8 protein-coding genes are annotated in these 12,253 nt (G+C 61.0%); 5 read left to right on the top strand and 3 right to left on the bottom strand.

Annotation, left to right across the window (positions count from 1 at the left end):
- The first annotated feature begins 174 nt into the window (after positions 1-174).
- Complete coding sequence (locus FHS81_RS03765) at positions 175-1,146, top strand: metal ABC transporter solute-binding protein, Zn/Mn family (RefSeq protein ID WP_183750656.1); 972 nt, start codon at positions 175-177, stop codon at positions 1,144-1,146.
- 398 nt (positions 1,147-1,544) lie between these two features.
- On the opposite strand, the gene lepA is transcribed toward FHS81_RS03765, so the two are convergent.
- Positions 1,545-3,350 carry a translation elongation factor 4 gene (gene lepA, locus FHS81_RS03760; RefSeq protein WP_183750655.1) on the bottom strand — a complete coding sequence of 602 codons (1,806 nt, stop codon included), beginning with the start codon at positions 3,348-3,350 and terminating at the stop codon, positions 1,545-1,547.
- A 226-nt stretch (positions 3,351-3,576) separates the two neighbouring features.
- On the opposite strand from lepA, the gene FHS81_RS03755 reads away from it, so the two are divergent.
- From FHS81_RS03755 to ppdK, 3 genes are all read left to right on the top strand, one after another.
- A complete protein-coding gene (locus FHS81_RS03755) occupies positions 3,577-4,512 on the top strand; it encodes a glycine--tRNA ligase subunit alpha (RefSeq protein WP_183750654.1) in 936 nt (311 codons plus the stop codon).
- A gap of 64 nt (positions 4,513-4,576) precedes the next feature.
- A complete protein-coding gene (gene glyS, locus FHS81_RS03750; protein WP_183750653.1) occupies positions 4,577-6,721 on the top strand; it encodes a glycine--tRNA ligase subunit beta in 2,145 nt (714 codons plus the stop codon).
- Between the two features lie 425 nt (positions 6,722-7,146).
- Positions 7,147-9,825 carry a pyruvate, phosphate dikinase gene (gene ppdK, locus FHS81_RS03745; protein WP_183750652.1) on the top strand — a complete coding sequence of 893 codons (2,679 nt, stop codon included), beginning with the start codon at positions 7,147-7,149 and terminating at the stop codon, positions 9,823-9,825.
- Between the two features lie 17 nt (positions 9,826-9,842).
- Here ppdK and FHS81_RS03740 read toward each other — a convergent pair whose 3' ends face one another.
- Complete coding sequence (locus tag FHS81_RS03740) at positions 9,843-10,097, bottom strand: hypothetical protein (RefSeq protein ID WP_210281537.1); 255 nt, start codon at positions 10,095-10,097, stop codon at positions 9,843-9,845.
- A gap of 61 nt (positions 10,098-10,158) precedes the next feature.
- On the opposite strand from FHS81_RS03740, the gene FHS81_RS03735 reads away from it, so the two are divergent.
- On the top strand, positions 10,159-11,238 hold the full coding sequence (locus tag FHS81_RS03735; RefSeq protein ID WP_246374486.1) for a cell wall hydrolase: 1,080 nt from the start codon (positions 10,159-10,161) through the stop codon (positions 11,236-11,238).
- Here FHS81_RS03735 and FHS81_RS03730 read toward each other — a convergent pair whose 3' ends face one another.
- Positions 11,239-12,195, bottom strand: a complete 957-nt coding sequence (locus FHS81_RS03730; protein ID WP_183750650.1) for a LysR substrate-binding domain-containing protein — start codon at positions 12,193-12,195, stop codon at positions 11,239-11,241.
- Positions 12,196-12,253 lie beyond the last annotated feature (58 nt).

The following is a 12,253-nucleotide window of genomic DNA, read 5'->3' as shown; positions in this document are numbered from 1 at the left end:
CGCGCCAACTCCACCCCGGGCCGGATTAACATTTGGAAAGTTGCGGTGGATGACGCGCCGGCCTCGTTGCTCCGCACAGGCAGAGATGCCTGATAGCAGCGCATATCCGCTTGCAAAGTGGAGCATGACACGCTAAAAATGCAATTGCGATTTATTTGCAATAAGGATGGTTTCATGTTTCATCTGGCGAGACGAACTCTGCTGGCGGGTGTGCTCGGTACGGCGCTGGCGGGCATTTTGGGTGGCGGTGCGGCATTGGCTGACGAAAAGCTGAACGTTGTGGCGACAACAGGCTTCATTGCCGATGCAGTCAGCCGCGTTGGCGGCGATCATGTACAGGTTCGTGCGCTGATGGGGCCGGGCGTCGACCCCCACCTTTACAGACAGACGAGTTCCGACATAGCCGCTGCTGCTCGTGCCGATGCCGTGTTCTGGCATGGACTGCACCTTGAGGCCCAGTTGGGCGAGTTCTTCGATGCTCTAGCGCGCCGCAAGCCGGTCATCGCGCTGGCGGACAAGCTGCCACGCGACCGCCTGCTGGCAGATGAGGACAATGCCGCGTTGCCGGATCCGCACGTCTGGTTCGATCCGCGCCTATGGACCGGCGTGGTAACCGCTGCACGTGACTCGCTGATCGAGTTGCAGCCCGAAAGCCGTGCGGCCTTCGAAGCCAATGCCGACAAGTACATCAAGGAAATCGACGCTATAGCCGACTATGCGGACAGGGTGCTGGCCTCTGTGCCGGAACAGGCGCGTGTTCTGGTGACGGCGCATGACGCGTTCAACTACTTCGGCCGGGCTCACGGCTATGAGGTGGCGGGTATTCAGGGCATATCCACGGAAAGCGAGGCGGGGTTGAAGCAGGTCGAGGATCTGGTCAACCTGCTTGTCAGCCGCAAGATCGGTGCGGTCTTCGTCGAGTCTTCGGTGTCGGATCGTAACGTCCGTGCGCTGATAGAAGGCGCAGCCGCGAAGGGGCACAAGGTGGTCATCGGGGGCGAATTGTTCTCCGATGCAGCCGGTGAGCCGGGTACTTACGAGGGCACGTATATTGGCGTGATCGACCACAACGCCACCACCATTGCCCGCGCATTGGGTGGAGAAGCACCGGAAAAGGGCGCCAACGGCAACCTTGCCGGCCAGTAATACCCAAAGGCGGGCATGGGGCGGTTCACCGTTTCACGGCACGGTGAACCGCTTCGCTTATCATCAGAAACATGCAGATTGAGATCCGTTACGGAAGTATTTTGCGATGACCTGATCAAATCCGGCAGGACCTACTTCAGACTGTTCTGGCCTTTCGACTCGTCTTGCAATGCTTGATCCAGCCCTGCGTGGAAACTCGCGCCCTGCCGATAGGACAAATCGTGCGGCGATTGTCCGAGCTGATGAAACTGTTCGTGGGCGAGCCAATTACATAATTCGTGAGAAGCTCCGAATAACCGGCTGCTCCCACGGCATGGCCACGTTTCCTGCACGACCAATACCGACACGTGGAGGCACCAGCGAACGCTGCCCATTTCCGGCCGACGAGGCAGTGTGCATCAATCGTCCATCTTGAGCGCGGCAATGAAGGCTTCCTGCGGAATCTCCACTTTGCCGAACTGACGCATGCGCTTTTTGCCTTCTTTCTGCTTGTCCAGCAACTTGCGCTTACGTGTTGCGTCACCGCCGTAGCATTTGGCCGTAACGTCCTTTCGGAGCGCACGAATTGTCTCACGCGCAATGATCTTGCCGCCGATCGCCGCCTGCACCGGGATCTGGAACATATGCGGCGGAATCAGCTCTTTGAGCTTTTCGCACATGGCCCGGCCACGCGCCTCGGCGCGAGAGCGGTGCACCAGCATGGACAGCGCGTCCACTGGCTCGGCGTTGACCAGAAGCGACATTTTCACCAGATCGCCGACGCGATATTCGGTGATCTGATAGTCGAACGAGGCATAGCCCTTCGACACCGATTTCAGCCGGTCGTAGAAATCGAACACCACTTCGTTGAGCGGCAGATCGTAGACGACCATGGCACGCTTGCCGACATAGTTGAGGTCGACCTGCTCACCGCGCCTGTCCTGACACAGCTTGATGATGGCGCCCAGATACTCGTCCGGCGTCAGAATGGTGGCGCGGATCCACGGCTCGGAAATTTCTTCGATCTTCATGACATCCGGCATGTCGGCCGGGTTGTGCAGATCGATGGTGGTGCCGTCCCGCATGGCGAGCTGATACACGACAGACGGTGCGGTCGAGATCAGATCGAGGTTGAACTCGCGCTCCAGCCGCTCCTGAATGATTTCGAGGTGCAGCAGCCCGAGGAAGCCGCAGCGGAAGCCGAAGCCCAGCGCCGCGGATGTCTCCATCTCATAGGAGAAGCTGGCGTCGTTCAGCCGCAGCTTACCCATGGCGGCGCGCAGATCCTCGAAGTCCGCTGCATCGACAGGGAACAACCCGCAGAACACAACCGGCTGCACGGGCTTGAAGTCTGGCAGGGCCTCGGCGCAGGGGCGCTTTTCATCGGTGATGGTGTCGCCGACTGCGGTATCGGCCACTTCCTTGATCGACGCCGTCAGGAAGCCGACTTCGCCAGGGCCGAGCGAATCGACGTTTGCCATCTTGGGCCGGAACACGCCCACGCGATCAACCTGATAACTCGCGTTCGTGCCGATCATACGGATGGTCTGGCCTTTTTTCAGCCGGCCATCGATGATGCGCACAAGCACGACCACGCCGAGATAGGCGTCGTACCAGCTATCCACCAGCAGCGCTTTCAAGGGCGCATCCGCATCGCCGACGGGCGGCGGCAGACGGGTGACGATAGCCTCCAGCACGCCCTCGATATTGAGGCCAGTCTTGGCCGAAATTTCCACAGCTTCGGAAGCGTCGATGCCGATGACTTCCTCGATCTGCTCCTTCACGCGCTCCGGTTCCGCGGCGGGCAGGTCGATCTTGTTGAGAATCGGCACGATTTCGTGGTTGGCGTCGATGGCCTGATACACGTTGGCAAGCGTCTGCGCCTCGACGCCCTGCGAGGCGTCGACCACGAGCAGCGATCCCTCGCAGGCGGCCAGCGAGCGCGACACCTCATAGGCGAAGTCGACGTGGCCGGGCGTATCCATCAGGTTGAGGATATAGACCTTGCCGTCCTTCGCCCGATATTCGAGGCGCACGGTTTGCGCCTTGATGGTGATGCCGCGTTCGCGCTCGATATCCATGTTGTCGAGCACCTGCTCCACCATCTCACGGTCGGACATGGTCCCCGTGGTCTGGATGAGACGGTCGGCGAGCGTCGATTTGCCATGGTCGATATGGGCGACGATCGAGAAATTTCGGATGTTGTCAAAGCTGTGAGCACTCATGCCGAACGCCATATCAGGCCGCGCGTGCGCCGCCAAGAGCGTCCCGCGCGTGTCCATCAGAATCTTGAGCGGAAATAGCCTCTCTCTGCCGCCGCAGGGTAAAAATGGCCCGGCCATTGGCTCGGAGATGTCTGGACGACCTTGACTCAGAAGCGCTGAGGACTAGTTTGTCGCATCTTTTCATGTCCGCCGTGTGCGCGGGCCAAAATTGTGGCATGGTTCGGCGATGAGCGCTCCCGATAGCAACGATCCCCTTCACCCCACCCGCTCTTTTCAGGGACTTATCCTGACGCTGCAACGGTTCTGGGCCGCCGAAGGCTGCGTGATCCTTCAGCCGTACGATATGGAAGTGGGCGCGGGTACGTCGCATCCCGGCACCACGCTGCGCTCGCTCGGGCCAAAGCCATGGAAGGCGGCCTATGTACAGCCCTCGCGCCGCCCAAAAGATGGCCGCTATGGCGAAAATCCCAACCGCTTGCAGCATTATTACCAATTTCAGGTCATCCTGAAGCCCAACCCGCCGGATTTGCAGGAGCTTTACCTGCGCTCGCTCGCAGCAATCGGCATCGATATGCGGCTGCATGACATCCGATTCGTCGAGGACGATTGGGAAAACCCCACCCTTGGCGCGTGGGGGCTGGGTTGGGAGTGCTGGTGCGACGGCATGGAGGTGAGCCAGTTCACCTATTTCCAGCAGGTCGCCGGCATCGAGTGCGCGCCTGTTTCCGGCGAGCTGACATATGGGCTGGAACGCCTCGCCTGCTATCTCCAGAACGTCGAGAGCATCATGGATCTCAACTTCAATGGCCGTGAAGGCGCGGAGAAGGTGACATACCGGGACGTGTTCCTTCAGGCCGAGCAGGAATATTCGCGCTATAACTTCGAGCACGCCAACACGGAAGCGCTGTTTCGCCGCTTCCGCGAGGCGGAGGAAGAGTGCCGCGCGCTGCTCGCCAGCGGGGCGGATGACGCGAACAAGCGCCACCTCATGGTGCAACCGGCTTACGATCAGTGCCTCAAGGCCGGGCATGCGTTCAACCTGCTCGACGCGCGCGGCGTCATCTCCGTGACCGAGCGGCAGAGCTACATTCTGCGTGTGCGCGAACTTGCCAAGGCTTGCGGCGCGGCATGGTTGTTGACGGATGCCGGTGGCGCCGCCTGAGAATTGCCGCGCTCGTGCGTTTCCCGCATTGTTTATAGATGTCCCATTCTGAAAAGCTCGCCTCATGCCCGATCTGCTCCTTGAACTTCGTTCGGAAGAAATCCCCGCCCGCATGCAGCGCAAGGCGGCGGAAGACCTGAAAAAGCTCGTCACCGATGCATTGGTGGAGCAGGGCCTCGCTTATGAAGGCGCGCGGGCTTATGTCACGCCGCGGCGTTTGACGTTGCAGGTGGTTGGCCTTCCCGCCCGCCAGCCGGACGTGGAGGAAGAGCGCAAGGGGCCGCGCGTAGGCGCTCCGGACGCCGCCATTCAGGGCTTTTTGAAAAGCGCCGGCCTCAATTCCATCGAGGAGGCCGATATCGTGGCGGACCCGAAGAAGGGCGAGTTCTACGTTGCCCGCATTCGCCGCGAGGGGCGCAAGACGCCGGCCGTGCTGGCGGACATCGTGCCTGCAGTCGTGCGCGGCTTCCCGTGGCCAAAGTCCATGCGCTGGGGCGCTGCATCTGCCGAACCCGGCAGCCTGCGCTGGGTGCGGCCGTTACAATCGATCCTGTGCACGTTTGGCCCGGAAACCGAAACGCCGGACGTCGTGCCGTTCGAGATTGACGGCATCGTCGCATCCGACGAAACCCGCGGGCATCGGTTCCTGTCCCAAGGGCCAATCCTTGTACGCAGCTTTGAGAAATACGTCGAAGCGCTTGAAAAATCACATGTTGTCCTCGATCTCGATGAGCGAAAGCGCCGCATCGAGGCGGATGCCAACACGATTGCCTTCGCTCAAGGTTATGAGATCGTGCCCGACGAAGGCTTGCTCGAAGAAGTCGGCGGGCTGGTGGAATGGCCGGTGGTTTTGATAGGCAGCTTCGATGCCGCTTACCTCCAGGTGCCGCCGGAAGTGATCCGGGCAACGATCCGCGCAAACCAGAAATGCTTTGTTTTGACAAAGCGTTCTACCGGAAAGCTCGCAAACAAGTTTATCCTGATTTCCAACATCGAGGCTCGCGATGGCGGTGCGGCGATTGTTGCCGGCAATGAACGCGTCGTGCGCGCCCGGTTGTCCGACGCCCGATTTTTTTGGGAAACGGATCAGAAGCCCTTGCCGGAGTTTGCCGGCAGCAGCCTGAAACCGCTCGATCAGCGGCTTGAGCGGCTGAAGGCCCTGAACATCGTGTTCCACGAGAAGCTCGGCACGCAGGCCGCCCGCATCGAGCGCATCGTGTCGCTCGCACGCCGGATTGCGCCTTTGGCTGGGGCCGATGCTGACATCGCGGCGCGTGCGGCGACATTGGCGAAAGCAGATCTCGTCACCGAGATGGTGGGCGAGTTCCCTGAACTGCAGGGCCTGATGGGCCGCTATTATGCGCTGGCGCAAGGTGAGGACGCGTCTGTCGCTGCCGCCATCGAGGAGCATTACAAGCCGCAGGGGCCATCCGATTCCGTGCCGTCCTCCGCCGTATCGGTGGCGCTGGCGCTGGCTGACAAGCTCGATACGCTCGCAGGGTTCTGGGCTATCGATGAAAAGCCCACCGGCTCCAAAGATCCGTTTGCCCTCCGCCGCGCCGCACTTGGTGTGATCCGCCTTATTCTGGAAAACGGGTTGCGTGTGCGGTTGGGCGAACTGATCGGCGCAGCGCTGGATGCACTGCCTGTCTCGTCCGACAAGACGGCTGTTTCGGCCGATCTGCTGTCGTTCATTGCTGATCGCCTCACCGTTTATCTGCGCGACAAGGGTGCGCGGCATGATCTCATTGCCGCCGTGTTCGCGCTCGACGGGCAGGACGATCTTACAGCTGCCGTGCGGCGCGTTGAGGCGCTGGGAACCTTCCTTGAAACCGACGACGGCGCCAACCTGCTGGCCGGTTATCGCCGCGCTGTCAACATTCTGCGAATCGAAGAAAAGAAGGATGGCCGCACGTTCAGCGGCGGCGTTGATGCATCGCTTGTTCTCGCCCGTGGTGAGGAGCAGGAAAAGGTGCTGGTTGAAGCGCTGCGCGTGGCCAATGAATCCGTTCGTGAGGCAATCGCCCGTGAGGATTTCGAAGCCGCCATGCGTGCGCTTGCGGCGCTCCGGCCTGCCGTCGATGCATTCTTCGATGCCGTGACGGTGAATGCCGATGACGCCGATCTGCGCGCGAATCGCCTGCGGACGCTTGACGCTCTCCGGTTGGCCACCTTGACCGTGGCCGATTTTGGCGTCATCGGAGGCTGACAGGTCCAGAATAGCGATGAATATGGGCAACACACTGCGAATCAACATGCGTCGTGTCGTGAATTGTTCATATTCCAGAGTGGAGTCGATTGCATTTTTCCCGCGGATGCGCCAAGCGACTACGCCAAGCGACCGTTATCCGGTTTGACGCGTTGCTTTTCCGCCATGATGGCGGGCTTATGCGGCAGCGGACCTGATCGTGGCGTTTATCGTCCTTGCGGCGGTTAAGCGCGTGAAGTAAATGCGAAGCGTCGAGGCCGGATCGGCATGAGACCGAACGGTCACGGTCGTCCGGTCTTGAAGCGGGATGGTGCTGCGCGGAGGGCTTTCGGGCGCCTTCGTCAGGGTTCATTTCTAGTGGAAGCATATGCTTTCGGGCACCGTGCAGGGTGGTCCGGAATCATGCTCTAAAAGGCGAACGCCAGATGACAAAGTGGGTCTACACATTCGGTGATGGTCAGGCTGAGGGTTCTTCCGGCTTGCGCAATCTTCTTGGCGGCAAGGGGGCAAACCTCGCGGAGATGGCCAATCTCGGACTTCCCGTTCCGCCGGGCTTCACCATCACAACGGATGTCTGCACCTATTATTATGACAACGGCCATGCCTATCCGCCGGATCTGGAAAAGGCGGTTGAGGACGCGCTTGCGTATATCTCCCGCCAGACCGGGAACGTTTTTGGCGATCCGGCCAAGCCGCAGCTCGTGTCTGTGCGTTCCGGCGCGCGGGCGTCGATGCCGGGTATGATGGATACGGTGCTCAACCTCGGCCTCAATGATGAAACGGTCGTTGCGGTTGCCAAGGCTGCCGGTGACGAACGTTTTGCCTGGGACAGCTACCGCCGCTTCATCAATATGTACGGCAACGTGGTTCTTGATGTCGCGCACCATCATTTCGAGGAAGTGCTCGAAATCTACAAGGAACGCAAGGGCATCGAACTCGATACCGAGCTGTCCGCCGCCGACTGGCAGGAACTCGTCAAGCAGTACAAGGCGATTGTCGAGCAGGAAACCGGCAAGCCCTTCCCGCAGGATCCCAAGGAACAGCTCTGGGGCGCAATCGGCGCCGTCTTTGGCTCGTGGATGAACTCCCGCGCCATCAAGTATCGTGAACTGCATGCCATTCCGGCAAGCTGGGGCACGGCTGTCAACGTTCAGGCCATGGTGTTTGGCAACCGCGGCGAAACGTCCGCGACCGGCGTCGCCTTTACCCGTAACCCTTCCACTGGCGAGAAGGAACTTTACGGCGAATTCCTCATCAACGCACAGGGTGAGGACGTGGTGGCCGGCATTCGTACGCCGCAGGATATCACTGAGAAAGCACGCGTTGCCTCGGGATCGACGCGCCCGTCGCTTGAGAATGCGCTGCCGGACGCCTATGCGGAACTCGTGCGCATCTATACGCTGCTCGAAAGCCACTACCGCGACATGCAGGATCTCGAATTCACTATCGAGAACGGCAAGCTGTGGATGCTTCAGACCCGTAACGGCAAGCGCACCGCCAAGGCGGCGCTGCGGATTGCGGTCGATCTGGCCAACGAAGGCGTCATCACCCAGCATGAGGCTGTCGCCCGCATTGAGCCGGCGGCGCTTGACCAGCTTCTGCACCCGACGATCGATCCCAAGGCCGACCGCAAGGTGCTGGTCACCGGCCTGCCGGCATCGCCGGGCGCGGCCTGCGGTGAGATCGTCTTCACCTCCGAAGCCGCCGAAGAGGCGAGGAAAGTTGGCCGCAAGGTCATTCTGGTGCGCGTGGAAACCTCGCCAGAGGATATCCATGGCATGCACGCTGCCGAAGGCATCCTGACGACGCGTGGCGGCATGACGTCCCACGCTGCCGTTGTAGCGCGCGGCATGGGCAAGCCTTGCGTGTCCGGCGCCGGTTCCGTGCGTGTCGATTATGCGGCCGGCACGCTCACTTCGGGTGGCGTCACGCTGAAGGCCGGTGACATTCTCACTGTCGACGGTGGCACCGGGCAGGTCATCGTCGGCGAAGTCAAGATGCTTGAGCCGGAGCTTTCCGGTGAGTTCGCGACGCTCATGGGCTGGGCTGACTCTGTTCGCCGCATGAAGGTGCGCGCCAACGCCGAAACGCCGCTGGATGCCCGCACCGCGCGGAATTTCGGCGCTGAGGGCATTGGCCTGTCCCGCACGGAGCACATGTTCTTCGACGCGGAGCGCATCGTTGCCGTTCGCGAGATGATCCTGTCGGATGATGAAAAAGGCCGCCGCGCGGCACTCGCCAAGCTTCTGCCGATGCAGCGTCAGGATTTCGTGGAACTCTTCACGATCATGCAGGGCCTGCCGGTGACCATTCGCCTGCTGGACCCGCCTCTGCACGAGTTCCTTCCGCATTCGGAAGCTGAAATCGCCGAGGTCGCCCAGGCTCTTGGGGTTTCCGCAGACAAGCTCAAGGCTCGTGCGCACGCGCTGCATGAGTTCAATCCGATGCTCGGGTTCCGCGGCGTTCGCCTTGCAATCGTTTATCCCGAGATCGCCGAGATGCAGGCCCGCGCTATTTTCGAGGCTGCGTCGCAGGTGGCCAAGGAAACCGGGGAGACGATCAAGCCGGAAATCATGGTTCCGCTCGTCATGACCAGTGCCGAGCTGGATCTGACCAAGGCTCGCATCGATGCCGTTGCCAAGGAAGTGGCGCAGGAAACCGGTGTGACGCTCGACTATTATGTCGGCACCATGATCGAACTGCCCCGCGCGGCGTTGCGTGCCGGCGATATCGCAAAGACGGCGGAGTTCTTCTCCTTCGGCACCAACGATCTGACACAGACGACGCTTGGCATCAGCCGCGACGACGCCTCCACGTTCCTTGGGGACTATGTTGCGAAGGGCATTCTCGCAACGGATCCCTTCGTCACCATCGACCGCGAGGGCGTTGGCGAACTGGTCGCGCTCGCTGCCCGCAATGGCCGCGAAGCGCGTCCCGGCATCAAGCTCGGCATCTGCGGCGAACACGGCGGCGATCCGGCTACGATCGCCTTCTGTGAAGAAACCGGCCTGGATTACGTTTCGTGCTCGCCATACCGCGTGCCGATTGCCCGCCTTGCCGCTGCACAGGCTGCTCTCAACGTAAAGGCCGAAGGGCAGGCCTGATCGCCACCCTCGACTCATCATTTTACGGGCGCGGCTGCCTTGATTGGCAACCGCGCCCGCTTGTTTTTAATTCGCGATAAAACAGTCAGCGAGCAATGCCGTTCGTTTTCTCGCACTCTTTTTAACCAAGCCTCAACCTTGACGACCGATAACCATGAAAAGATTTCGTCAAGTTGAGTTGTGGCCATGCGTCGACGTCGATCCGGAATTGTATGGGCTTTTGCCACGGCTGCGCCTTGGGCCTTGGCTGGTGGCATGCTGGTATCATTCACGGCGACAGCCGGCCAGCAAACGGATGTGACCGGCATCAGCCTGTCACACGTGTCACGAACCATGGCACTCACGGATGCAGATATCGTTCCCGGTGTCACGCGGGCGACGGCCAGCATGATCGGCCTGCCTTCACCCGCAGTGCAGGCATCCATCGGATCGGCATCGTTGACGTTCGCGTCCGCCGACGAAGAAACCCCTCCGTTGCGCGATGAGATCAAGCAAGGTTCCACTGGATGGCCAGAAACCGTGCGGACGAAGAAAGGCGCACCCCTGACGGCGCTTCCAGCCACGATCAGTCGTAGCGCAAGGGCGGCGACTTTGGGCCGTGGTGCATTTTCTCAGGCGCTGCTGGCGCGCGACATCGAATTGCTACCGCCAACGTTGTTGATGGAAGGCACGACGGAAATCCCCACTGCCGATGAAATGTGGACGATGGAGGAGATCAGCGACGAAGAGGCGATTGCCATTCGCCACGCGCTCGCCCCGCGCACCACACCGGCTTATGTACGGGCAGCTGGCACGATCATCATGCTGAGCGACGGCTCTACACCCGCGACGGCAGCGGCAGAGGCGCTTGCGTCGGTAACACCCGTTCCGGCGGAAATCATTCCGGTTGAGATCGCTGCCGCGCCTGTTTCGCTCCAGCCGGGACAGACCTTCGGTAATATGTCGGCTATCGTCAAATCAGGGCCGGTAACCGCTGGATACACGCACCTGATCAAGGCGGGCAACATGCAGCGCGAGGCGCAGTGCCTTGCCGAGGCTGTTTATTTCGAAGCGCGCGGCGAGGCCGAGGCGGGACAGGCGGCGGTGGCGCAGGTAGTGTTGAACCGCGTCAAGAGCGGCCTGTATCCGTCCAGCGTCTGCGGCGTGGTGTATCAGAACCGCCATCGGTTCAAGGCCTGCCAGTTCTCATTCGCCTGCGAGGGGCGGTCGTTGCGGATTACGGATCAGCATTCCTGGCGGACGGCTGTGCGCGTGGCCGATCAGGTGATGGCCGGGACGATGTACAACGCCGAAGTGGGTGGCTCCACGCACTACCACGCCAATTATGTGCGCCCCTTCTGGGCGAGCCGGCTGAAGAAAATGGACGTGATCGGCCGCCACATCTTCTACAAGCTCAAACCCGGACAGACGTGATCACGCAGGGATGGGTTGCGAAGCGGGTTGCATGGTGCCTTCAAGGAGCGGTTGCAGCCGGCTGATCGCTGCCGCAGCGTAGTCCAGAAATGCACGCACGCGCACCGAACGCCGCAGGTCGGCATGGGTCAGCAGCCAGAGACTTGTGGCGAAATCGCTGTTGGGGGGCATCAGCCGCCGCAGGGATGGCTGGGTATCCGCGATGAAACAGGGCAGGGGGCCGATGCCGATGCCCGCTTGCACAGCTTCCGACAGACCAAGCACGCTGTTGACCCGGTAGGCGATCCGCTCCTGCGGAACGGTTTCGGTGACGTAGCGCACGGCCTTCATCGAGGCAAAATGATCATTCATCAGCACCCAATTCCTGCCCGTCAGGTCTTCGATGCCGACGGTTTCGTCGCCGAAGTCAGAGCGCCGTCCGTATAAAGCCCAGGCCAGCGTGGCGAGACGGCGTCCGACCAGCGTTTCGGGCGGATTGTCGGTGGCGCGAATGGCGATATCGGCATCGCGGCGCGACAGGTTCAGCAATTGGTTGGAGAGCAGAATCTCCAGCCGTATTCTCGGATAGGTTTCACGAAATCCGGCAAAGATCGGCATCAGCATGTGCATCAGCAGCGTGTCATTCGTTGTGATGCGTAATTCGCCGGCGGGGGCATCTCCGCAACCCATCAACATGCGCCCCAGCGCCGAAACATCGTCCGCCCAACGCTCCGAGATGGCGAGCATTTCCTCGCCCGGCGGTGTCGGTATGTAGCCGGAGCGGTGCCGGTCGAAAAGTTTGACCCCGAGCAGATCCTCCAGCGCGGCCAGACGGCGGAACACCGTTGAGTGGTTGACGCCCAGCGCCTCTGCTGCGCCGGTGAGCGAGCCGCTGTCGCAGATGGCGCGGACGAGCCTGAAATCGTCCCAGGAAAGACGGCTTGTCGAGTCACTTGTGACAGGATGACGGTGCTGCACGGATGGGCCTTCTGTTCAGGACAATATGGGAGCGGAGTGCGAGGGCGGAAGTGATGGC

It is taken from the genome of Pseudochelatococcus contaminans, from assembly GCF_014195635.1.
Taxonomy (GTDB): Bacteria; Pseudomonadota; Alphaproteobacteria; order Rhizobiales; family Beijerinckiaceae; genus Pseudochelatococcus; species Pseudochelatococcus contaminans.
The sequence above is the reverse complement of the archived record's forward strand: the minus strand, read 5'-3'. Positions and strand labels throughout refer to the sequence as shown.